The organism is Variovorax boronicumulans NBRC 103145, from assembly GCF_001591345.1.
In the GTDB taxonomy this organism is placed as follows: Bacteria; Pseudomonadota; Gammaproteobacteria; order Burkholderiales; family Burkholderiaceae_C; genus Variovorax; species Variovorax boronicumulans.
The window spans coordinates 1-22,319 of sequence record NZ_BCUS01000068.1 but is presented as its reverse complement, the minus strand read 5'-3'; the positions used below and the strand labels follow the sequence as shown (position 1 = coordinate 22,319).

The following is a 22,319-nucleotide window of genomic DNA, read 5'->3' as shown; positions in this document are numbered from 1 at the left end:
CTGGCAGGGCCACGCCCGACGGTTACCCGCTCACTTCGTGAACCGTCGGAACGGCGCGCTCAACAGGCAGCCCAGCCAGAGCGTCGCCAGCCCGTCCGATGCCTCGTCGTGCCAGCCGCTCTTGTCGTTCCAGAGCAGCATCCTGTCATCGATGCTCGCGCTCCACCTGGCATCCGGCAGCACTTCGCGGCGAATCCGGTTGAGGCAGGCCACCCAGTGGCTGGCCCCCTTGTGCATGGCGAACGCCTTGTTGTCGGGGAGTTTCGTGGCGCCTTCCAGTACCTTTCCCCCGGTGAGTCCGGACGCCTCGTAGAGCGTGAAGGTCTCCCAGTTGAGGCCCTTACCTGAATGCGCATGGCGGTCGGCTTCGTCGACTTTGTCGAAGGCAGCCACGATCGCGTCCAGGCGCTGCGCTTCCTCGCGGGTCAGGGGACTGTCTCGTCTTGCGTCGTAGTAGATGCTGAAGCTCATGGAGCCGATTTCTGATGAACAGGATCGACGAGGGTAATGGCTCTGAGCTGCGCCCTGGTGCATTCGATGCGGTAGGGCTAACTCGTTCACGATCGGTTTGCGATTGCCACGGCAAGCAAACCACTTGCGTCACGGTCATTGCTGATTCCAGCGCGACCTGCTGCATGTGCATGAGACAGCTCTCCCTAAGATTTTGAGGAGGCCACAACGGTCCAACAGGGAGAGAAAAATGACAGCACAGAACTCACGCAGCACCGCGCGACGCGATTCGATGAATGCCGGCCTGCGGCTGGTGCTGAGCGTGCTGACGTGGGGCGTTTCGATCCCGGTCCTCAATGTCCTGCTCACCGGCCTGGCGCGACGCCAGGTCCTGACATTGACAGGGACCGGTGTAGCCCTCGTCGCCTGCGCCCTGCTCTTGTGGGCAGGGTTGATCTACTGGTGGCAGGTTCCAGCCACCCCCAGCATCGCAAGGCGAGTGACGTACTTCATTGCCTACGTCGCCGTCATGGCACTGCTGGGGCTGATCGGCGTGTGGGCCGCCTTCTGGGCCACCGTTGCCATCCACGGGCTCTGAGCGCGATGCGCGCGGCCGACAACCTCAGTCCGCGTACACCCCCGCCGCCTTGATGATCGGGCTCCACTTCGCAATCTCCGCCGCCACGAACTTCTTGTGCCCCTCGGGCTCGATGCGACCATCGGTGGCGACCACGGCGCCGAGTGCTTCCTCGCGCTTGATGAAGTCCGCATCTTTCAGTGCCGCCTTCAGCGCGTCGCTGATCTTCTTGAGCACCGGTGCGGGCGTGCCCTTCGGCGCGTACAGGCCGTGCCAGATCGTCACCTGGAAGTTCTTCAGGCCGGCCTCGTCGAGCGTGGGCAGGTCTTTCAAGAGCGGAGTGGTCAGGCGTTTGGGCGTGGTCACGGCATAGGCCTTGACCTTCTTCGCCTCGATCTGCGGCGAGGTGTTGGTGCTCTGGTCACACAGCAGGTCGATCTGGCCGCCGATCAGATCGGTGATGGCGGGCGCCGTGCCCTTGTAGGGCACGGGCGTCATCTCGGTCTTGGTGGCGCTCTGGTAGAGCAGGCCGCACAGGTGCGAGGCCGAGCCGATGCCCGCGTTGCCCAGGTTGATCTTGCCCTTGTTGGCGGCGATCCAGGCGGTCAGCTCCTTGTAGTTGGTGGCCGGCAGGCTGGGCTTGGCGATGAGCGTCATGGGCACGTCGTTGACGATGCCCAGGTACTCGAAGTCGGTCTCGACCTTGAACGGCACGTTGCGCACCAGCGTCGGCACGGTCGCCATCGCGATGTGGTTGAGCAGCAGCGTGTAGCCGTCGGGGTTGGCGCGCGCCACCTTGGCCGCGCCGATAGAGCTGCCCGCACCGGGCACGTTGTCGATGATGACGCTGGCGCCGCCCAGTGGCTTGCGCAGCGCCTCGGCCAGATCGCGCGCGACGCGGTCGGTCGGGCCGCCGGCCGCGAAGGGCACGACGATGGTCACGGGCTTGCCCGCGGGAAAGTCTTGCGCGTGGGCGCACACGGCAAGGGCCATCGCCGCGAGGGCGAACAGTTTTTTCATGGAGGTCTCCGTCAAGGTCAAAAAGAAAATCAGGGGGCGCGCGAAGGCACGCGGCTTTCGAGCGTGGGTGGTTGCCACTCCGGCTGGATGTGACAGCCGTTCTTGCCGTCGGTGTCGTAGCGCGGCATGAGCGCCACGCAGCGCTGCGCCAGGCTCTGCGGCGTGGGCTTCTCGCCCTTGTCGATCCAGTCGAGCAATGCGCCGAAGAGCGCGGGGTATTCCGAATCGCTGAGGTAGCTGTGCTCGCGCTCGGCGCTGAAGCTCTGCACCAGGTGCCCGCCGGTGCCGGCCGCGTCGCGGATGCGCCGGTAGGCGTTCTCGAGTTCGACGAAGGCCGTGGGGTCGTCGATGGCGTGCAGGCCGACGGTGGGCAGCGAGGTGCGGCCGGTGGGCTGGCTGTCGGCCGCGAGCGCGCCCTGGGCCTGCGGGTCGGCCGCGTAGCGCAGCACGCCGGCATTGAGCGCCGCATCGTCGGCCGAGCCGCTGTAGACCACGCCGATGTTGCCAAAGGGGTTGCGGCCGTTCAGGCGCTGCTGCACGAGGTCCTGGAATAGCCAGGTCGCCCAGTTGAGATGGCCGACGAGCGAGCGTTCGGGGATCTTCACGACCGACAGGATCGTCTTCAGCCGCGCCGCCTGCTCGGGCGTGCGCTGCGCGGCGGGCGTGCCGACGCCGGTGCAGTCCTTGACGCGCGCCGCGAGGTCCGCGCGCGTGAGCTTCGCGTCCATCGGCAGGCCCATCCACAACGGGTACTGCGGCTCGTCGGGCTTGGGATGGTTGCGGCAGACGTACTGGTACACCACGCGCAGGTCGAGCCGGAAATCGTAGGCGCTGTTGCCGCCGCCGAGCACGCCGCTGGTGAGCAGCAGGCCGTCGTAGGGCGACTTCGCATCGCCCACCGGCGCATAGAGTTCGGCCGCCTTTGCCGCCACGCCCGCGCCGTAGCTCTGCCCGTGCAGCAGCGTGCGCTGGGGTCTGCCGAAGTGGCGCACGACGATCTGGCGCAGCCGCTCGGTGTCTTCGGCCGCCATCGTCACGCCATAGCCGCCGCGCCGGTAGGTGGAGCCGGCCCAGGCATAGCCGGCCTTCACGGTGACGGCCCAGCGCTTCAGGTCTTCCTCGCTGCGCGCGAGCTTGGGCGCGCCGGTTTCGGGCCCGCCGTGCGCGTGCATCACGAGCACGCCGCGCTGCCAGTCTTTCGGGATGGCGATCCAGTAGAACGAGCCCGCGCCGTCTTCACCGGTGTAGCAGCGCGCGCTCTCCGGCACGGGCGACGGGCAAGCCGTGGGCTTGGGCGCGGTGGCAAGTGCCGCGTGCGCGGACAGCAGCGGCGCGGCGCCCAGCAAGGCGAAGGCGGCAAGTTGCGAGAGGTATTTTTTCAATGGCGTACTCCGAGGTCCAGCTTCGCGTTCGCTCCGTCGGTGGTGACGAAGCCCACGACGCCGCTGTTGAAGATGAGGTGGCCCGGCCGCCCGGCACCGGCCTGCGCCACGCCGAGCACCGGGGTGTCGTAGCCCAGTGTGGTGGCCGCGCCGCCGAGGTTGAAGGCCGTGCCGACCACGGTGGCCTCGCGGCCCTCGCCCTTCACGCTGGCCATGGCATAGCTGCCGTCGGCCGCGCCGGGCATCAGCGTCTGCTGCACCGCGAGCAAGCGCAGGCCCGGCTGGATGACAGTGGCCGCGCCGCTGCTGGTGTCGGTCGCCGGCACGGCGGTGGCCACGCGGCGCAGGTACAGCGGCGTGGACACGCCGTTGACCAGCCCGATCACCACCGAGCCGGTGAGCGTGCCGCCCTCGGTCTCGGCGGTGCCGCTCGACGAGGTCGAGGTCGTGTACATGTCGAAGGCCCCGCGCGCCGTGCTGTAGCTGAGGTAGCCCTTCTCGGTGTTCTTGCAGGTCTGGTCGTAGGTCATGAAGCTGTTCGACGCCGGGCTGCGGCAGAACTGGAAGGTGCCCGCATTGCGCAGCCGCCCTGCCGACGAGAACGCCGCCGTGGTGCCCGCGCCGAGCTGCTCCACGCCGGCCGCATTGAAGATCAGCGACACCGAGCGGAAGTCCGTCGACGGCGACACGTTCTGGAAGGTGTTCTGGAACGCCACCAGCGGCGAGAAGCCGCTGCCGCTCGGCGGGTTCACGCCACCCAGCAGCACGCCGCCGGCACCGAAGCTGAACACCGCCCCGCTCTCGCCGCTCGTGTAGCTGCAGCTGCCCTGCGACACGAGCGAGCCGCTGCGCTGCGTGCCGACCCGCGTGGGTACGTGGCTGGCATCGATGGTCACGGTGTAGGCCAGGGTGGCCGGGTCGATCTGCACCTGCAGTTCCTCGCCGAAGCTGTTGCCGCCTTTGTAGCGCGTCGCGCTCGCCGGCAGGTTCGGGCAGGCGAGCGGGTCGCCGACCTCGGTCACGCAGCTGAAGTTGACGGCCGCATCGAGGCTGCCGCTGCCGCGGTACTTGGGCCACGACGGAAACTGGCACAGCGGGCGCGTGCGGCCGTAGCTGCCGGCCACGGCGTCCACCGCCACGGGCGTGGCGGGCGCGAGGCCGGCCTCGACCCAGCCTTCGAGCGCCGCGAGCGAGTCCCAGTTGGGAATGAAGCTGCCGGTGCCGTGGCCCATGCCGGGCACGGTGTAGAAGCGCACGTTCTGCGTGACCGCGGCCTGGCCCAGCGTGGCGACGAGCTGCCGGTAGTAGTCGATGGTCGAGTTGGGGCTGATCACCTCGTCGGCCAGGCCGTGCAGCATGATCAGCTTGCCGCCGCGCGCGAAGAAGGGCGCGAGGTTCGGGTCGGTCGCGTCGGTGAGCTTCGACACCTCGGCCACGCGCGCCGCATACGTGCCGGGGTTCTGCGGATCGAAGCTCAGCGTGTTGAAACCGGCATCGCGCGTGACGAAGAACTTCACCCACTGGTCGCCCGTGACGTACATGTTGGCATCGGCCGAGGTGGCGGGGTTGCCCGGCGCCTTGCGCGTGCCGAGGTCGCGCGTGGTGTACGGGCCGGCCACCAGTGCACCTTCGAGCAGGTTGTAGCCGCCCGCGCGCTTCACGCCGTTGGCCAGCGAGTACGTCGTGAACTCGAGCGGCGATTCGATGGCGTGCACCGTGTCGATCTGTGCGTCCGACAGGCAGGTGTCCGCCGTGTCGGCGCCATTGGGGCAGCGCAGCGACGCGAGGATCTGCGTGTTGAGCTGGCGGCAGCTTTCGACGTTGCTCACGATGTTGTCGATAGCGCCGTCGAGCTTGTCGCAGGCCTGCATCGCGGCCTTCTGCACCAGCAGCGTCTCCGTGAGGTTGAGCCAGCCCTTGCCGCCGTCGTTGTACAGCGCGCGGCCCACCGCCACGTTCGACAGGCGCGTGCCGGTGTAGTTGAGCGCGGGCTCGTTGGCGATCACGCCGTCGTAGTCCTGCGGCCAGCGCTGGATGTAGCCGAGCGCGTCGCGCCCGCCGGTCGAGGTGCCGAGAAAGTAGGCGTGTTTTGGCTTGACCGCGTAGCGCGCGAACACCAGCGCCTGCGCCACGTCGCGCGTCTTCTTGAGCGACTGGCCGCCGTAGTTGGCCAGCTGCTCGTCGTTGGCCGCGAACTTGCCGTCGGTGATGCTGCTCGACTGGTGGCCCGAGTCGTCGCCGTAGGTCGCGTAGCCCAGCGCCAGCGGCGCGGGCTTGCCGGCGGGGCCGAAGCGGATGACCTCGGTGCCGTCGATGAGCACACCGTCGAAGCCGCCGCCGCCGAAGTGGATGGTCTTCTGGTTCCACTGCTCGGGCAGGTTGACCGCGAAATGGATGAGCTGCGAGGCCGGGTCCACCGGCGCGATGGTGCCGCGCACGCGGCAGTAATCGCCCAGCGTGTTGCCCGCGTCGCCCGCGGCCACGGGCGTGGCGCTGGTGACGGTGGCGCCCTGCGTGGGCAGGCTGATGAGCGCGGCAGGCAGGCTCTTGCCGGCCAGGTCGGCGCAGGCCACGACGGGCAGCACGGGCGGGGGCACTGTGCCGGTCGGCTCCTCGGCCGGCGGGGTGTTGCCGCTGGCGGGCGGCGGGGTCGGCAGGAAGAAGCCGGGGCTTCCCCCTCCCCCGCTCCCGCCACCGCAGGCGGCCAGGACCAGCGAGATACCGATCAACGAAACGACGACACGAAACTTCGAGGCAGGGCGCGGTGTGCGCATGGATTTGTCTCCGGCATGCCGCCTCGGCGGGCGGCTTGTTTGAAGGGGCGGCCGGACGATAGATTCCGTGTGACCTAGGGTCAAATAAAATAACAAGGCCTATTCAATACAAAAAACATATGGACATACGCGCCCTGAGGTACTTCGTGGCCGTGGCCGGCACCGGCCACATGACGCGCGCCGCCGAGCAGCTGGGCATCCAGCAGCCGCCGCTGAGCCTGCAGATCAAGGCGCTGGAGCGCGAGCTGGGCGTGCTGCTGTTCAAGCGCCATCCGCGCGGCGTGGCGCTCACCGACGCCGGCCGGCTGTTCCAGGCCGAGGCGCTGCGCATGCTGCAGGACATGGAGGCCATGAAGCAGCGCATGGCGCGCGTGGCCCAGGGCCAGACCGGCACGCTGGCGGTCGGCTTCACCAGCTCGGCCGCCGCGCACCGCTTCATGCCCGAGGCGCTGCGCGCCTTTCGCCGCGCGCACCCCGGCGTGGAGCTGCAGCTGCGCGAAGACAACGCCGCCGAACTCACCGAGGCGCTGGCCGCGGGCCGGCTGCACTGCGGCCTGCTGCGCGTGCCGGTGGCGCGGCCCGAGGGGCTGGTGTTCGAGACGCTGCTGCGCGAGCCCGTGTGGGTCGCGATGCCGAGCGACCACCGCTTCGCGCCTGCCGCAAATGGCAAGAAGCCCGCAAAGCCGCTGCCGCTGTCGAAACTCTGCGAAGAAGGCATCATCCTCGTGCGCCGCCCGGGCGCGCCCGGCCTCTATGCCGAGCTGCTCGCGCTGTGCCACGCGCAGGGCCTGCGCCCGCGCGTGGTGGCCGAAGTCGATCGCATGATGACCAACCTGAACCTCGTGGCCGCGGGCGTCGGCCTGTCGGTGGTGCCGACCTCGATGACCGGCGTGCACGCGCACGCCATCGCCTACACGCGGCTGGCCGACGGCGGCCAGCTCGACGCGCCGCTCACGCTGGTGTCGCGCGCCGATGAAGACAACCTGCCGGCGCGGCACTTCGCGGCGCTGTTGCGCGGGCTGGCCGAGGGGAACGCTGCCGCATGACCCTGCCGCTGCTGCGCCGCCATTTCCTGCAACGCATCGGCTTCGCGGCTGCATGCGCGTTGCCGCAACTGTCGCACGCCGCCTCGTCGCCCTGGCCCAACCGCCCCGTGCGCCTGATCGTGGTCTATCCGCCGGGCGGCGTGAGCGACGGCATGGCGCGCGCGCTGGCCGAGCCGCTGGCGCAGTCGCTGGGCGTGCCGGTGCTCATCGAGCACCGCGCCGGCGCGGGCGGCAGCCTGGGCATGGACGCACTCGCACGCGCCACGCCCGACGGCCACGCGCTGGCCTTTTCGGCCATCAGCCCGCTCACCCTGCATCCGCTGCTCGCGCGCGCGCCCTACGACCCGCTGCGCGCCTTCGTGCCCGTGGCCAGCGTCATGCGCACGCCGGTGCTGGTCGTGGGCACGCCGGCCTTCTCTGGCCGCAGCTTTGCAGAACTGATCGCGCTGGCGCGCCGCCAGCCCGGCGCGGTGCGCTGGGCCACCTCGGGCGTGGCCACCATCGGCCACATGGTGCTCGCCCAGGTGCGCCTGCAAAGCCGCACCGACATCACGCACATTCCCTACCAGGGCGGCGGTCCGCAGCTCAACGACGCGCTCGGCGGGCAGTTCGAGGTGCTGTCGACCAACGTCGCGGCGCAGCAGCTGCAGTACATCGAGAGCGGCCGGCTGCAGGCGCTGGCGGTCGGCGCACCCGCGCGCATCGAAGCCTTGCCTGCGGTGCCCACGCTCGCGGAGCTGGGCTACGAGAAGGCGAACCGCGATTCGCTCTTCGGCATCTTCGCGCCCGCACGCACGCCGGCGGCGGTGGTGCAGCGCCTCAACGCCGAGATCAACCGCCTGCTGCAAGGCGACCCGCTGCGCGCGCGCCTGCGCGAGGCCTACAACCTGCCGGCCGGCGGGAGCCTCGAAGACTTCGCGCAGGAGATTGCGGCAGACCGGCGGCGCAACCGCGCGCTGGTGGCGGGGGCGCGCGCGCAGTTCGACTAAGGCTGCGCGGCCACCCAGCCGAAGCCCGCGTACCAGGGGCTGAAGCGTGACGGGCGCTGTTCGATGTCGACCTGCTTCACCGCGCTGGCCAGTGCGGGCGACACGTTGCGCAACGCCATCACGGTCCATGCGCGGTCGAGCTGCTTGAGCAGCCGAGCCTCGCAGCCGGGGCTCTCGCGCAGGCCGACAGGTGCCAGGCCCAGCTGCACGGCGACATGCCCCTGCGCGGCGGCGCGTTCCCAGAGCACGCGCCGGCGCTCGGAGCCCAGCAGCGTCAGCTGCCGCAGTTCGTACGTGCCGGCCGGCAGCACGCCGGGCACGGCGTTCACCTGCAAGCGCACCTCCTTGCCCAGGCCGTTCCGGTCGGCCCCGAAGAGCCACTCGAAGTGATCGGTGGGCACCTGCGCCTGGATCGCCATCAGGCAGGGAGCGGGCAAGGGCTGCGTGCCCCGCAGCGTCTGGCGCATGAGCACCATCAGCTCGGCGGTCTTCGACACCAGCGACAACGGGACCGGTGCCTGGTCGCCCGCCACGATCTGCGCGTCGATCGCGGCAGGCAGCGCCGGCACGGTGGCGGCGTTGGCCGCGTGCGCCAGCACCTGCGGGAACAGCACGGGCATCGTCCTGCCGTTGCCGAAGCTCTCGCCCGTGGCGATCTCCAGGCGATCAGCGGTCAGCCGGTAGTAGCTCGGCAGCGTCGCCTCGACGTCGTAACCGCCGCGGCGCGTGGTGACGCGTTGGTAGAACTCGCGCGATGTGCTCTTCAGCAGCGGCTGCAGTGCGCGCACCAGTTCCTGGCGCTGCGCGTCGCTGACAGCGTTCAGATCGATGCGGATGCGGTTGGACGGGTAGGTGAAGAGCTTGGCCATGCCTCGCTCAAGCTCAGCGGGGTCGGGCCCGCGCGTCACGTAGAGAACAAAGCCGCCCACGAGCGCGGCAATGCAGGTCCCCCAGGTGAAGTAGCTCGCGACCTTGCGAAAACGGTCGGCGGCCCGCGAAGTGCCCATCCACCCCGCCAGCACCTCCCGGACGCCAAAGAGAACGACGCCGAGAACCAGGACGCCGACCATCAGCAGCACCACGGTGGCTGCATTGAAGGCGAAACTCAAAAAGCCCATGCCGCTGCGTTCAGGCGCAGCGCCCGACAACTCCAAGCAACGGGTCAGTCCTCCGCGCGCCAGAGCCGCGGATAGTCGCTCACGAACCCGTCCGCCGTGACGCCCAGCACCTCCGCATAGTCGAAGCGCTTGGCCTCGTACGCGTACGTGCCCTCGCCGCGCCGTTCGTAGCGCTGCATCAGCTCGCTGAGCCCGCCGTCTTCGATATCGACCCAGGCCGCCGGTGCGTCGGCGCTTTCGCCGGGCGCGAGGTTCAGGCGGCGCAGTTGCAGCAGGTTGGTGGCGGGGGTGAAGCCCAGATCGAGGTCGACGCAGTGCGACATGTCGGACACCGCTTCGTCGTTGAGCTTCCAGTGGCCGCGCGCGTCGCGCGTGATCGACAGGTCGATGGCCGACTCGCCGAGCCAGCCGCGCACCGTGCCCCATTGCGTGTGCCAGAGCAGGTCGCAGCGCACGCGGTAGTGCAGCTGGGCGATGCGTCCGCCCTCGGTGCGGAACACCGCGGCGCCGTCGAGTTGCCAGGCCGAGGCATTGCGTTCGAGGCGGCAGGCATCGTGGCCCGGTGCATCGAGCCTGCGCCAGAGGATGGAGGCGACGGTTTGCATATGGCGCGGATCATGGCACCGGCATGCCGCGGGGCGCAAGCGGCATCCCGCAAAATGCCCTGCATGTCGAAAGCCCTTTCCGCGTCGTTGTCTGCCCTTTTCACCCTCCTGACAGCCAGCGCAGGCCATGCGGCCACCGCACTGAAGGACGGCGACATCATCTTCCACACCTCGCGCTCGGCGCAAAGCCTGGCCGTGCAGCGCGCCACGGGCTCGCGCTACAGCCACATGGGCATCGTGCTGCTGCGAGAGGGCAAACCCTACGTGTTCGAGGCGGTCTCGACGGTGCGCTACACGCCGCTGGCGCAATGGACGGCGCGCGGCAACGGCGGGCGCTACGTGGTGAAGCGGCTGCGCGATGCCGACACGCGGCTCACGCCCGGCGCCGTGGCGCGCCTGCATGCGCGCACCTCGGACTTCGCGGGCCGCCCGTACGACCTGACTTTCGAATGGTCGGATTCGCGCATCTACTGCTCGGAACTGGTGTGGAAGCTCTACGACCGCGCGCTGGGCGTGCGCATCGGCGAGCTGCAGAAGATCCGCAGCTTCAACCTCGGCGACCCGGCCGTGCGCGCGAAGATGCGCGAGCGCTACGGCGACGCCGTGCCGATGGACGAGCCGGTGATCTCGCCGGTGGCGATGTTCGACTCGCCGCTGCTGGTGACGGTCGAATCGCGTTGACGACCCGCTACTGCACCGCAGCCAGCACGCTGTCGAGAAACTGTCTGGCCGGCGTACCGAAATCTTCAGGGATGTAGTCGCGCGAGAAGTCGCGTGCAAACGCCGCTTCGAGGTCGTCGTGCGAACCGAGGTAGTCGGCGATCTCGGCGCGCAGCGCGGCCAGCTCGGCCTCGGTGCTCGACTCGCGGTACGAGGCCATGATCTCGGCGCCGGTTTCGCCGAAGAGGATGTCGGCGTCCTGGCCGAAATAGACCTTGGTGAGGTGGTCGATCAGTTCGAATCGCATCGTGGGTCGTAGGGGAAAAATCAGAACGGATGGGCGGTGAGGATGTAGAACGGCTTGCCGTTGTACGTGCGCATGTTCAGCGTCACGCGCACCTTGGTGAGCTGGCTCACGGCGGTGCTGCCGCGCTGCACGCCGATGCCGACCACGGTGCCGATGTCGTGCTCGAAGGCCACGGGCTTGGAGCCCACCGCCGCGGAGCGCGACCACGCGCGAATGGCCCGCGCGTTGGCGCGCACGGTCTGGCTGATGGCCGACTCGGCCGTGGCCAGGTCGAAGAACGACGACGAGCGCTGCAGGCTGGGCTTCTTCGCGAAGCGGTCGAGCAGCTCCTGCGCCGACTTGCCCACGTGCTCGCGGATGGTGTGACCGCCGGCCTTGGAGCCCGCAATGCCCTCGTGCTCGATGAGCCGCACGGGCTCGAGCTTGAAGCGGCTCGCGCGCACCGCGATGACGCGCGATGCGGCCAGCCCGCCGGCCACGAAGAGCGGCACCGCCACGTCGACCGCGAGCCCCACCTGCGCGCCGGTTTCGGGCGAGGCGCCCAGCGCCTGCGCGGTGGCGTCGGCGGTGAGCGCGGTGGCGGTGCGCTGTGTCTGGCCGGTCCAGATCTGGCGCGCGGCCGTGGCGGTGACGTCGCTGCCGTGCGCGCCCAGCACCACGCAGCCGACCTTGCTGGCCATGGTGGGCTCGGGCGCGACGCACAGCACGCCGGCGCCGACCAGTTCGATCACGCCGCCGATCAGCGCCGCCGTGCCCCAGAGCCGGTTGCTGAGGCTGGCCGACTCGGGCACGTCTTCGCCGCCGAGCACCGCCGCCATCTGCACCGGCGTCAGCGCGACCGACAGGCCGCCTTCCACCTCGTCGTCACCCATCGTGCATTCCTTTCCGTTCACCACCTGCGTGGGGATTGAAATTCCGCCGCATTCTTGCACGCGACACGGGGGCGGGCGAACATGCCCGGAGAGCGAGACAATTGTCACCGTGAGTTTCCAGCCCGCGCCGCCCCCGGCCCCTCCGATCCGCCGCATTGCCCACCTCGACATGGACGCGTTCTACGCGTCCGTCGAGTTGCTGCGCTACCCGCAGCTCAAGGGGCTGCCCGTGGTCATCGGCGGCGGACGGCGCCGCGTCGACGAGGCGATCCGCGAACTGCCCGAGGGCGCCACGCTGGCCGACATTCCCATCGAGGCCTTTCCGCGCCTGAAGGACTACACGGGGCGCGGCGTGATCACCACCGCCACCTACCCCGCGCGGCAGTTCGGCATCGGCTCGGCCATGGGGCTCATGAAGGCCGCCAAGCTGTGCCCGCAGGCGCTGATCCTGCCGGTCGATTTCGACGAGTACCGGCGCTTCTCGCGCACCTTCAAGCAGGTGATCCTGGACATTGCACCGCTCATGGAAGACCGCGGCGTGGATGAGGTGTACATCGACTTCACCGACGTGCCCGGCGGCCAGCGCGACGGCGGGCGCTCGCTGGCGCGGCTGATCCAGAAATCGATCTTCGACGCCACGGGCCTGACCTGCTCCATCGGCGTGGCGCCCAACAAGCTCATCGCAAAAATGGCCAGCGAGTTCGAGAAGCCCAACGGCATCTCGGTGGTCTATGAACACGACCTCGAAACCCGCATCTGGCCCCTGCCCTGCCGCAAGGTGAACGGCATCGGCCCGAAGGCCGACGAGAAGCTCAAGCGCTTCGGCATCGAGACCGTGGGCCAGCTCGCGGCACGCGAGCGCGGCTGGCTCATCGACACCTTCGGCAAGGCCACCGGCGCGTGGATGCACGAGGTGGCCTGGGGCCGCGACAACCGCCCCGTGGTGACCGAGAGCGAGCCCGTGTCGATGAGCCGCGAGACCACCTTCGAGCGCGACCTGCACGCCGTGCGCGACCGCGCCGAGCTGGGCGCGATCTTCACGCACCTGTGCGAGAAGCTGGCCGAAGACCTGCAGCGCAAGGGCTACGTGGGCAAGACCATCGGCATCAAGCTGCGCTACGACGACTTCAAGATCGCCACGCGCGACCAGACCATTGACCGCTTCACCGACGACGGCAAGACCATCCGCCAGGTCGGCGGCCAGTGCTTGAAGCGCGTGCCGCTGGAGCGGCCGCTGCGCCTCTTGGGCGTGCGCGTGGGCGCGCTGGCCAAGGCCGGGAGCCCCGAGGCGCTGGCGCCCGCTGGCAACGCTCGCAGCGCGGCGCCGGTGGCGACCACAGCCTCGCTCTTCTGACACCACCATGATCCGACGCTGGCTGCTGCGCATTGCCTTCACGCTGCTGGGGCTGCTGCTGGCCATCACGCTGTACGTGGCCGTGGCTTGCGCGCTGGTCTTCTGGCCGGCCAACGCGAAACCGCCGGCCGAGCCTGCGACCGTCGAGGCCTGGGTGCTAAGCAACGGCGTGCACACCGACCTGGTGTTTCCGGTCCGCTCGGCCACCGTCGACTGGTTGCAGCTCTTTCCGCTGTCCGACTTCAAGGCACCGCCGCCCGATGCCGAGTTCGTCGCCATCGGCTGGGGCGACCGCGAGTTCTACCTGCACACGCCGACCTGGGGCGACCTGACGGCGGCGCGCGCCTTCGGGGCGCTGTCGGGTGGCAATCGCTCGCTGCTGCACGTGACCTACCTGCAGCGCGCGCAGCTGCGGCGCGGGGCGTACAAGTTGCCGCTCTCGCAGGCGCAGTACGCGCAGCTCGTGGCCCATGTGCGTTCCACGTTGCCCTCAGGCCGTGCGGTGCCGATCGCGGGGGCGCACTACGCGAACGACGATGCCTTCTACGAAGCCCAGGGCAGCTACCACCTGTTCGAGACCTGCAACACCTGGACCGGCCGCGGCCTGCGCCAGGCGGGCGTCACGGTGAGCCGCTGGACGCCCTTCGACTTCAACGTGACCTGGCATCTGCAGCCGGTGCTGCAGCCCTGACGATCTTCAGGGCTTGGGCACGCCCGCCGACCAGGTGGGCCAGTTCTTCACGATGTGATCGACCACGCGCGTGCCCACCAGCGCGATGTTCTCCACAGTCTCGGCAAAGCCGCCCGCCGTCTCGCCCGGTGCCGGGTCCAGGTGCTGCAGCGTGCTTTCCTTCGGGTGGCCCTGGTCGAAGTTGACCGCGCCGCGCAGGCTCATCACGCGGTCGGTGCCGTGGGTGCGCTTGATCACGAGGGTGATGGCGGCGGCTTCCATTTCGGTGATCACGTAGTCGTCGGCGCCATACAGCTTGGCGATGTACTGCGCCTGCTTCGACATGCCCGGGCCGTGGAAGAAGGTGTCGCCCGTCATGTGCGTGCCGGTGCCCACGAAGGGGGCGCGGCGCGCGGCGGCGTCGGGGTAGCGCAGGCGGTACTTGCGCGCCGATTCCGCGTCCTTGAGCGGCGTGTCGGCCGACAGCTTCATGGCCCAGCCGACGAGGTCGGGGTTGAGCTTGAAGCGGCGGTACTCCTCGTAGCCCTTGCGCGGCATGAAGGTGGGTTCGCCGGGCTTGTTCTCTTCGGGCGCCCAGCGGTGGCCGAGGTCGTAGTCGACCAGCCAGGTGGCCCAGCTCACCTCGCCGATGGTGCCGCGCTGCGGCGGCGTGCCGGCCACGCCGGAGATCACGTAGTAGGCCTGCGAGAAGTCGAACTTCGGGTTCAGCAGGATGGCCTGCATCGACGACGACGAGTTGACCTTGCCCATGCCCAGCACCGCGCCGCACACGCCGTCGGCGTTGCAGTACACGGGCTGCAGCGCCCCGGGCACGGCCACGGGCGTCGCGCCCTTCCAGTAGCGCTCGTACCAGTGCTGGAACTCGCCGGCGCGGTCGCCGGTGTTCTGGCCGATCTCGAACATGGCGGCCACGAACACCTTCACCTTGACGGGGGCGGCGGCGGTAGCGCGCGTGTCGGCCGTGGGCGAGGTGGAGGCACAGGCCGTGGCGAGCAGCACGGCGCCGCACAGCGCCAGGCCGCGGCTGCCCAGGGAGAAGCGACGGGAGTTCAGGAGGGACATGGGTGAAATCCGAAGAGAAGGAAGGAAAGGAAAGCGCGCCTCGGCAACAGCGTGCGGCGTCCTACACCGCACGATTGTCGATGCTGGCACAAGCGCGATGACATGCCTTCGATGCAAACCCCATGCCGGCCCGCGCTGGCTGCCACCTCAGCGCTGGCCGGCGGGCTGGTCTACGTGAACCCCGGCATGCCGGGCATCCGCCGGCTGAAGTGGGGCGACGGCTTTCGCTACCGCGACGCGCACGGCCGCTGGCTGCGCGATGCCGACGCGCTCGCGCGCATCCGCAGCCTGGCCATTCCGCCGGCCTACACCGAGGTGTGGATCTGCCCGCTGCCGCAGGGCCACCTGCAGGCCACGGGCCTGGACGCGCGCGGCCGCACGCAGTACCGCTACCACCCCGACTGGCGCGCGCTGCAGGACGGCACCAAGTTCGAGCGCCTCGCGGCCTTCGGGCGCGCCCTGCCCCGTTTGCGCGCCCGCGTGGCGCGCGACCTGCGCACGGGCACCAAGACACCCGGGCGGGCGCAGGTGATCGCCACGCTGGTGCGCCTGCTCGACACCACGCTGCTGCGCGTGGGCAACGAGGCCTACGCCAGCAGCAACGGCTCGTTCGGCCTCACCACGCTGCGCAACCGCCACGCGGCAGTGCAGGGCTCGGCACTGCGGCTGCGCTTTCGCGGCAAGAGCGGCGTGACGCACGAGGCCCGCGTCGACGACCCGCGCGTGGCCCGCGTGGTGCGCCAGTGCCAGCAGCTGCCGGGGCAGGCGCTGTTCCAGTACACCGACGAGACGGGCGAGGTGCGCGGCGTGTCGTCCAACGACGTGAACGACTACATCGCCGACGCCACCGACACAGGCAAGGGCGAAGGCGAGCGCTTCACCGCCAAGGACTTCCGCACCTGGCACGGCACGGTGCAGGCGCTGGAACTCACGCGGCGGGCCTGTGCCTGGGAGGGCGGGCGCCGGCCCGGCGCCAGGGACATCCTCGCGGCCGTGGCGCGGCAGCTCGGCAACACGCCGGCGGTCTGCAAGAAGGCCTACGTGCACCCGGCCGTGCTGGCGCTGGGCGAGGCGCTGGCGCGCGAGGACGACACGGCGGCGACCGGCACGCTGCTGGAGAAGATCGCGGCCCGGGCCGCCACGGCCGGCCCGGCGCGCGGCCTGGTGGCGGCGGAGCGGCAATTGCTCGCCTTCCTGCGGGCGCCTCAGCCCGCGGCGAGGGCGAAGCGCACGGTGTCGGCGTCGAGCAGTACGGCGTAGCCGAGGTCTTCGGCCAGGTTCTGCAGCGCCACGGTGTCGATGGCCAGCGCGCGCGGCGCGCGGTGGGCGTCGAGCACCGCGTTCGCGCCGCCGGCCTCGCGCACCCGGGCGCTCAGGCGCAGCGCGTCGGTGCCGTCGGGCTCGATGCGGATGGTGCCGGCCTCGTCCGCGCCGTCGTGCAGGTAGCCCAGCGCGCCCAGGAACAGGTAGCGCAGCGCGGCGGCATTGGGCCAGCGTGGCTCGTCGTCCTGCGGGGCGGCGAGCGCCTCGTCGACCTCGAGCGCCACGCCGTGCAGGTCGAAGGCCGAGCGCATCAGCGTCATGCACTGCGCCACCAGCGCACTGCGCGTGATGCCGTCGTCGGTGGTGGCCAGTTCCCAGTCGCGCAGCGAGCGGATCGCGGCCACCAGCTCGGACACCTGGCTGTCGATGAGGTTCACCCGCTCCTCGCAGGCGGCGGGGTCGACGGGGTCGGCCGCCACCTGACGCTTGAGCATCAGCACCGCCATGCGGATCACCGAGACGGGCGCCGTCATGTCGTGCCGCAGCGCCGGCAGGGCGCGCGTGAGCAGCTCGTGGCGCACGCCGGCCGCAATCCAGCTGCGGGCGCTGGGAGACGACTTCATCGCGGCGCAGCGGCCCGCAAGGGCGCGCGGCCCGTGGGACGAGAGGCGGCAGGGAGCACGGTCAAGGCAGGATTCCTGAAGGCGGGAACAAGGCCACGAGTATCGGCCCCGCTCCGCGCCGCGGCTGTAGGAGCCTGCCTACGCGCGCCCTGCCCGCCGGGCCGCACCTTCAGCGCGCGCTCAGGGCTTGCCGAGGTAGGTGCGCACGTCCTTCACCTCGACCCCGGCGGCCGCGACGGCCGAGCGCAGCTGTGCCTCGGTCACGCCCAGCGTCTGGGTCCAGTAGCGAACCTCGTGGAGTTCGTTGACATTGATGCGGGCCGCATCCTGCGGTCCGCGCTTGCTCAGGTCATCGGCCATGGCGTGGATTCCTTGTTGAAGGCCCCCACGATGCGGCCTGCACGGCACATCGGCTGGCGGACAGCAGCGCGGCTCCTTGCAGGATAAGTCCGAGAGCGCGTTGCAGATGTCCGGAAGCAGCGGGCCGGCGCAACGCGGCGCCCCTATCGTCGCCGCTCCTTCACTTCATCCGCCGCACCCCATGACCCCCGAGCAGAACAAGCGCGCCGTCGTCGACGCCTGGAAGGCCTTCGCCAGCCGCGACCCGCAGCGCGTGCGCGCCGCCTTCACCGACGACGCCGAATGGCTGGCGCCCAAGGACAACGCCACCGGCGTGGCCCTGGGCTTCACCGACCACATGATCGGGCCGCAGACGATCGTGCGCTTCCTGGTCGAGGAGTTTCCGAAGCTGTTCGTGGCCGACGTGTCGGTGGACTTCACCCACCTGCTCTGCGACGGCGACACCGCGGTGCTGGAGATGCGCCTGCAGGCCACGCTCGCCAGTGGCCGGCCCTACGACAACGACTACTGCTTCATCCTCGAGTTGCGCGAGGGCCGCATCGCCCGCATGCGCGAGTACATGGACACGCAGAAGGGGCGCCGCAGCGTCATCGGCGACCTGCCGGCCGACCTCAGGGCTGCCGGGCCCTCGATTGCAGTTCCCGCTTGAGCAGCTTGCCGTTGGCCGTGGTCGGCATCGCGTCGATCACCTCGATGCGCGCGGGTCGCTTGTAGGGCGAGAGGTGCTCGGCCAGGTGCGCGCGCAGCGCCGCCTCGTCGAGCGACGCGCCCGGGTTCAGCTCGACGAAGGCGACGATCTGCTCGTTGCCGTCGGTCTCGGGCACGCCGACCACGGCGCACAGGTGCACGCCCGCGAAACGGCCGATCACCGCCTCGACCTCGGCCGGGTACACGTTGAAGCCCGAGCGGATGATCATTTCCTTCAGCCGCCCCACCACGAACAGCGCGCCGTCGGCGTCGAAGCGGCCGAGGTCGCCGGTGGCGTACCAGCCGCCAGGGCGCATCACCTGCGCGGTGGCGGCCGCGTCGCGGAAGTAGCCCAGCATCAGGCCCGGGCCGCGCAGCCAGATCTCGCCGGTGTCGCCGATGGCCGCTTCGGTGCCCTCGGGCGTCACGATGCGCCCCTCGCCGCCCTCGACCACATAACCTGCCGAGGTGTCGGCGCGCGGCGCCTCGGTGCGCGTGAGGAACACCGAGCCCGCGTACTCCGACAGGCCGTAGCCGTAGTGCAGCGGCTGGCCGAACAGCCGCTCCACGCGCTGCTTGAGCGCCGGGTCGAGCGGCGCGGAGCCCGTGTACACATAGCGCAGCTGCGGAAAGCGCGGCGCCAGCTGCTGCGCCTCGACGTGCGCCAGCAGCCGCGCGTACATGGTCGGCGGCCCGAGCAGGTTCGACACCTGCCCGTGCGCCAGCGCCTCGAGCATGTCGGCCGGCGAGAAGCTGGCGCGCAGCACCAGCGCGGCCCCGCCCGTGAGCGCCGCCATCAGCACGGTGCCGATGCCGAAGATGTGGGTCATCGGCAGGAAGGCGTAGACGCGGTCGCGCGTGTCGAGCGCACGCACCGCCGCCGACACGCGGCCGAAGTGCAGCAGCCCGCGGTGCGACACCATCACGCCCTTGGGCGTGCCCGAAGTGCCCGAGGTGAAGATGATCGCGGCGGCATCGGCCAGCGCCGGATCGGGCTCGGGACGGGCGTCGGCGCGCGCGGCGGTGAACATCACGCCGGGCAGCGTGGCCGGCACGGCCGACGCGCGCTGCGCGTGCGTGCGCGCCGCGTCGGACGCATCGGTGGTGAAGCCACACAGCCGCGCGTCGGCGCGCTCGGCGATGGCGGCGATCTCGCCCGGCGACATGCGCGCGTTGACGCCGCACGACCATGCACCCACACGGCTGCAGGCCAGCAGCAGCGCGATGTGGGCGGCGCAGTTCTCGGCCACCAGCAGCACGCGGTCGGTCGGCCGCACGCCGGCGGCGAGCAGGTCGTTCGCGGCGGTCTCGACCATGGCCTGCAGCGCGCCATAGGTGGTGGTGCCATCGAGTTCGTGGAGGAACACCGCATCCGGCGTGCGGGCCGCGCGGTCTTCGAGCAGGTGATGAATGCGGGGCTGCATCGGCTATTCCGCTTCGATGCCCTTGGACGCGCTCGCCCACAGCTTGCGGTCCGACACGCCCTTGGTCGCCAGCACCTCCGGCGCGCCCGCCCAGACCTCGTAGCCCTGCTCGCGCAGGCGGTGCGCGATGTCTTCGCGCGCCAGCATCTTCTGCGCCGCGGCGTTCACGCGCGCGACCAGCGCCGGGTCCATGCGCGCCGGGCCGTACAGGCCGAACCAGCCGCCCACGTCATAGCCGGGCACGCCCGACTCGATCATGGTCGGCACGTCGGGCAGCATGCGGTTGCGCTGGCGCGAGGTGACGGCCAGCGCGCGCAACTTGCCCGACTGGATGAAGGGCCGCGAGGTGGCGATGATGTCGAACATCATCGGCACGGTGCCGGCCATCACGTCGGCCAGCGCCGGGGCGCTGCCCTTGTAGGGCACGTGCGTGAGCTGCACGCCGCTCATCTTCTCGAGCAGCGCGCCGCTCAGGTGGTTCGACGCGCCCACGCCCGCCGAGCCGTAGAACAGCTTGCCGGGCTTGGCCTTGGCATAGGCCAGCAGCTCGCCCACGTTGCGCACCGGCAGGTCGTTGTTGACCACCAGCACGTTGGTGTAGTCGACCAGCGGCGCCAGCGGCGTGAGGTCCTTCATCGGGTCGAAGGGCATGCTGCGCTGCACGTTCGGGTTGATGGTGATGGTCGGGCTCGCGCCGAAGAACAGCATCGCGCCATCGGGCGGCGCCTTGGCCACGGCGTTGCCGCCGAGCGAACCGGCGGCGCCGGGCCGGTTGTCCACGATCACCTGCGTGCCCAGCTCCTGGCCCAGCGCGGGCGCGAGCAGGCGCGCGGCGCCGTCCACCGGCCCGCCGGCCGAATAGCCGACCACCAGCTTGATGAGCGGCGGCAGCGGCTGCTGCGCGAAGGCACGGTGCGGCAATGCGGCCAGCGCCGCGCCGCCCGCCAGCGCGGCCATGAGCTGGCGGCGCGAAAAGAGGTCGAGGGATTGCATGAGCGTTGTCTCCATTTTTGATCTTCAAACTCGGTTCAAGACGCGAACGAAGTGGCTCGTTCGCGAAACACCGCGGAACCGGCTTTGCCGGGCCGCTGGTGTTGCCCCCTGGAAGGGGGTTGGCGTAGCGACACGAAGTGCGCGAAGACTAGGGGTAAGCCTCATACGGGCAAGTCCAAGACCTGTCGCGCGAGGATGTTGCGCTGGATCTCGTTCGTGCCGCCGTAGATCATGGCGGCGGTGGAGCCGATGAGCGGCGAGAGCACGTTGAAGCTCTGCCCGTCGAGCACCTGGTCGCCCGCGACCGCGCCCTGCTCTTCGCCGGCCTCGACCAGCAAGGCACCGATGCGGTGGTAGGTCTCGCTGGCCCAGATCTTCAGCAGCGACACCGACGCGGGCAGCGGCTTGCCCGCACGCACGATGTCGGCAAAGCCCGTGTAGGCGGCCGACAGGTCGAGCACGTCGAGGCGCAGCGCCGCGAAGCGCTGCGCGAACACCGGGTCGGCAAACAGGCGCCGCGCCTGCCCGAGTCGCGCCAGCTGGCCCAGCGCGTACTGCGACTGCTTGGGGCTGCCCAGGAAGATGCGCTCGAAGCCCAGCAGCGCCTTCGCAATCGTCCAGCCGCCGTGCAGCCGGCCCACGAGCTGGTCGGCCGGCACGCGCACGTTGTCGAAGAACACCTCGCAGAACTCGGGCTCGCCCGCCAGCGTGTGGATCGGCCGCACCGTGACGCCCGGCGTGCGCAGGTCGCACAGCAGGAAGCTGATGCCCTCCTGCTTGCGCGCGCCCTTGTCGGTGCGCACGAGCATGAAGATGTGGTTGGCGTCCTGCGCGAGCGTGGTCCAGATCTTCTGGCCGTTGACGACGAAGTGATCGCCCTGCGCGTCGCGCCCCGCCACCGCCTCTGTGCGCAGGCCGGCCAGGTCGGAGCCGGCATTGGGTTCCGAATAACCCTGGCACCACACGTGCTCGCCGCTCAGGATGCGCGGCAAAAAGCGCTGCTGCTGTTCGGGCGTGCCGTGCTGGATCAGCAGCGGGCCGATCATCACGATGCCCTGGTCGGGCGCGCGCGCCACGCCGTGCTGCTCCAGCTCCTCGATCCACGCGATGAGCTTGTCCGCCGGCAGGCCCATGCCGCCGTGCGACTGCGGCCAGCCCGGCGCGACCCAGCCCTGCGCCGAGAGCGTGAGGTACCACTCGCGAATCTCGCTCCAGCGCGCGCGGTGCGACAGGTAGCGCAGATGCGCCGGATAGCGCTGCTGCAAAAAGCCGCGCACCATGCGGCGGAACTCGGCCTCGGGCATGGCGGACCAGTCGGTGGTGCGCGCGAGGAACTCGCCGTTCCAGGCCACGGCACCGCTCGCAGCGGCCTCGGCCTCGCCGGTCAGCGCGGCATGCCGGCGCTGGTGCGCCGTGGCATTGCCCAGCCACGCCGACAGGCACAGCACGCGCTTGTAGAACAGGCTCAGATCGCACTCCTGCGTGTAGCCGATGGCCCCGTGCAGCTGCACCGCCGCGCGCGACGCCTGCAGCGCGGCAGCCGTGCACCGCGCGTTGACGCGGCTGGCCTCGGCTTCGAGCCGGTCAGAAGGCAAGGTGCCGTCGCTTGCCAGCGCGAGCACCTCGTTGAGCGTGGCCTGCGCCACCTCGAGGTGGATGAACATGTCGACGCTGCGGTGCTGCAGCGCCTGGAAGCTGCCGATGGCCTTGCCGAACTGCGAACGCGTGCGCAGGTAGGCCAGCGTCTGCGCCAGCATCGCCTGCCCTGCGCCGAGCAGCTCCGCGGCCTGCAAGATTTGTCCGGCCGCGAGCGCCTGGCGCAGCGCCTCCTGCGCGGCCGGTCCGCTGGCCAGCACGGCGTCGGCCGGCAGCACGACCTCTTCGAAGCGCAGGTTGGCTGCCTGGCTGCCATCGACCAGCGGCACGAGCGTCTCGCTCACGCCGGCTGTGCCGCGCGGCACCCACAGCAGCACGGCGTCGTCCTCGCCGCGCGCCGACACCAGCCAGCCGCTGGCGGCAGCGCCGGGCAGCACCATGAGCTTGTCGCCTTGCAGCAGCACGC

General features: G+C 70.2%; 22 protein-coding genes. 8 read left to right on the top strand and 14 right to left on the bottom strand.

The genetic code is table 11. The features are described from left to right. Positions 1–30 precede the first annotated feature (30 nt). Positions 31–471: a hypothetical protein gene (locus tag VBO01S_RS19365; RefSeq protein WP_062478015.1), complete on the bottom strand. Its 441-nt coding sequence runs from the start codon at positions 469–471 to the stop codon at positions 31–33. Positions 472–700: 229 nt separating this feature from the next. On the opposite strand from VBO01S_RS19365, the gene VBO01S_RS19360 reads away from it, so the two are divergent. Then, entirely contained in the window at positions 701–1,048 is a 348-nt protein-coding gene (locus tag VBO01S_RS19360; protein ID WP_157627390.1) for a hypothetical protein, read from the top strand. A 24-nt stretch (positions 1,049–1,072) separates the two neighbouring features. On the opposite strand, the gene VBO01S_RS19355 is transcribed toward VBO01S_RS19360, so the two are convergent. Genes VBO01S_RS19355 through VBO01S_RS19345 form a run of 3 tightly spaced genes read right to left on the bottom strand, consistent with a single transcriptional unit; the run spans position 1,073 to position 6,203 of the window. After that, entirely contained in the window at positions 1,073–2,047 is a 975-nt protein-coding gene (locus VBO01S_RS19355) for a tripartite tricarboxylate transporter substrate-binding protein (RefSeq protein ID WP_062478011.1), read from the bottom strand. Positions 2,048–2,076: 29 nt separating this feature from the next. Continuing rightward, positions 2,077–3,429, bottom strand: coding sequence for an alpha/beta hydrolase family protein (locus tag VBO01S_RS19350; protein WP_062478009.1), 1,353 nt, complete (start codon positions 3,427–3,429; stop codon positions 2,077–2,079). Next, entirely contained in the window at positions 3,426–6,203 is a 2,778-nt protein-coding gene (locus tag VBO01S_RS19345; protein WP_062478007.1) for a tannase/feruloyl esterase family alpha/beta hydrolase, read from the bottom strand. The genes VBO01S_RS19350 and VBO01S_RS19345 overlap by 4 nt, the downstream gene beginning before the upstream one ends. Positions 6,204–6,322: 119 nt before the next feature. On the opposite strand from VBO01S_RS19345, the gene VBO01S_RS19340 reads away from it, so the two are divergent. Both VBO01S_RS19340 and VBO01S_RS19335 read left to right on the top strand, forming a co-directional pair. Then, complete coding sequence (locus VBO01S_RS19340; protein WP_062478005.1) at positions 6,323–7,249, top strand: LysR family transcriptional regulator; 927 nt, start codon at positions 6,323–6,325, stop codon at positions 7,247–7,249. After that, positions 7,246–8,238 carry a Bug family tripartite tricarboxylate transporter substrate binding protein gene (locus VBO01S_RS19335; RefSeq protein WP_062478003.1) on the top strand — a complete coding sequence of 331 codons (993 nt, stop codon included), beginning with the start codon at positions 7,246–7,248 and terminating at the stop codon, positions 8,236–8,238. The genes VBO01S_RS19340 and VBO01S_RS19335 overlap by 4 nt, the downstream gene beginning before the upstream one ends. Here the strand turns inward: VBO01S_RS19335 and VBO01S_RS19330 are convergent. Beyond that, positions 8,235–9,356: a hypothetical protein gene (locus tag VBO01S_RS19330; RefSeq protein WP_062478002.1), complete on the bottom strand. Its 1,122-nt coding sequence runs from the start codon at positions 9,354–9,356 to the stop codon at positions 8,235–8,237. The genes VBO01S_RS19335 and VBO01S_RS19330 overlap by 4 nt on opposite strands. Before the next feature lie 44 nt (positions 9,357–9,400). After that, positions 9,401–9,961 (bottom strand): putative glycolipid-binding domain-containing protein, encoded by a 561-nt coding sequence (locus VBO01S_RS19325; protein ID WP_062478000.1) that lies wholly within the window; start codon positions 9,959–9,961, stop codon positions 9,401–9,403. 87 nt (positions 9,962–10,048) lie between these two features. Here VBO01S_RS19325 and VBO01S_RS19320 point away from each other — a divergent pair, with 87 nt between their 5' ends. Beyond that, on the top strand, positions 10,049–10,642 hold the full coding sequence (locus VBO01S_RS19320; RefSeq protein ID WP_255221148.1) for a YiiX family permuted papain-like enzyme: 594 nt from the start codon (positions 10,049–10,051) through the stop codon (positions 10,640–10,642). Between the two features lie 7 nt (positions 10,643–10,649). Here VBO01S_RS19320 and VBO01S_RS19315 read toward each other — a convergent pair whose 3' ends face one another. Together VBO01S_RS19315 and VBO01S_RS19310 are read right to left on the bottom strand one after the other, a co-directional pair. Beyond that, positions 10,650–10,928 carry a contact-dependent growth inhibition system immunity protein gene (locus VBO01S_RS19315; protein ID WP_062477998.1) on the bottom strand — a complete coding sequence of 93 codons (279 nt, stop codon included), beginning with the start codon at positions 10,926–10,928 and terminating at the stop codon, positions 10,650–10,652. Positions 10,929–10,948: 20 nt separating this feature from the next. Continuing rightward, positions 10,949–11,800 (bottom strand): RNase A-like domain-containing protein, encoded by an 852-nt coding sequence (locus VBO01S_RS19310; RefSeq protein ID WP_062477997.1) that lies wholly within the window; start codon positions 11,798–11,800, stop codon positions 10,949–10,951. A 169-nt stretch (positions 11,801–11,969) separates the two neighbouring features. Here VBO01S_RS19310 and dinB point away from each other — a divergent pair, with 169 nt between their 5' ends. Continuing rightward, on the top strand, positions 11,970–13,154 hold the full coding sequence (dinB, locus tag VBO01S_RS19305) for a DNA polymerase IV (RefSeq protein ID WP_157627391.1): 1,185 nt from the start codon (positions 11,970–11,972) through the stop codon (positions 13,152–13,154). 7 nt (positions 13,155–13,161) lie between these two features. After that, entirely contained in the window at positions 13,162–13,845 is a 684-nt protein-coding gene (locus VBO01S_RS19300; protein WP_062477995.1) for a TIGR02117 family protein, read from the top strand. A gap of 6 nt (positions 13,846–13,851) precedes the next feature. On the opposite strand, the gene VBO01S_RS19295 is transcribed toward VBO01S_RS19300, so the two are convergent. Then, positions 13,852–14,907, bottom strand: coding sequence for a purine-nucleoside phosphorylase (locus VBO01S_RS19295; protein ID WP_062477993.1), 1,056 nt, complete (start codon positions 14,905–14,907; stop codon positions 13,852–13,854). A gap of 102 nt (positions 14,908–15,009) precedes the next feature. Here VBO01S_RS19295 and VBO01S_RS19290 point away from each other — a divergent pair, with 102 nt between their 5' ends. After that, positions 15,010–16,167, top strand: coding sequence for a DNA topoisomerase IB (locus VBO01S_RS19290; protein ID WP_062477992.1), 1,158 nt, complete (start codon positions 15,010–15,012; stop codon positions 16,165–16,167). On the opposite strand, the gene VBO01S_RS19285 is transcribed toward VBO01S_RS19290, so the two are convergent. Further along, entirely contained in the window at positions 16,113–16,793 is a 681-nt protein-coding gene (locus tag VBO01S_RS19285; RefSeq protein WP_062477988.1) for a hypothetical protein, read from the bottom strand. The two genes, VBO01S_RS19290 and VBO01S_RS19285, sit on opposite strands and share 55 nt — an antisense overlap. Before the next feature lie 180 nt (positions 16,794–16,973). Beyond that, positions 16,974–17,153, bottom strand: a complete 180-nt coding sequence (locus tag VBO01S_RS19280; protein ID WP_062477985.1) for a DUF3606 domain-containing protein — start codon at positions 17,151–17,153, stop codon at positions 16,974–16,976. Positions 17,154–17,334: 181 nt separating this feature from the next. Between VBO01S_RS19280 and VBO01S_RS19275 the strand changes: the two genes are divergently transcribed. Next, positions 17,335–17,802 (top strand): nuclear transport factor 2 family protein, encoded by a 468-nt coding sequence (locus VBO01S_RS19275; protein WP_062477982.1) that lies wholly within the window; start codon positions 17,335–17,337, stop codon positions 17,800–17,802. On the opposite strand, the gene VBO01S_RS19270 is transcribed toward VBO01S_RS19275, so the two are convergent. The 3 genes from VBO01S_RS19270 to VBO01S_RS19260 form a co-directional block, all read right to left on the bottom strand. Continuing rightward, entirely contained in the window at positions 17,765–19,264 is a 1,500-nt protein-coding gene (locus tag VBO01S_RS19270; protein WP_062477977.1) for a class I adenylate-forming enzyme family protein, read from the bottom strand. The genes VBO01S_RS19275 and VBO01S_RS19270 overlap by 38 nt on opposite strands. A 3-nt stretch (positions 19,265–19,267) precedes the next feature. Beyond that, positions 19,268–20,257 carry a Bug family tripartite tricarboxylate transporter substrate binding protein gene (locus VBO01S_RS19265; protein ID WP_062477974.1) on the bottom strand — a complete coding sequence of 330 codons (990 nt, stop codon included), beginning with the start codon at positions 20,255–20,257 and terminating at the stop codon, positions 19,268–19,270. Positions 20,258–20,418: 161 nt separating this feature from the next. After that, a partial coding sequence (locus VBO01S_RS19260; RefSeq protein ID WP_062477972.1) for an acyl-CoA dehydrogenase family protein occupies positions 20,419–22,319 on the bottom strand: 1,901 nt, incomplete at its 5' end.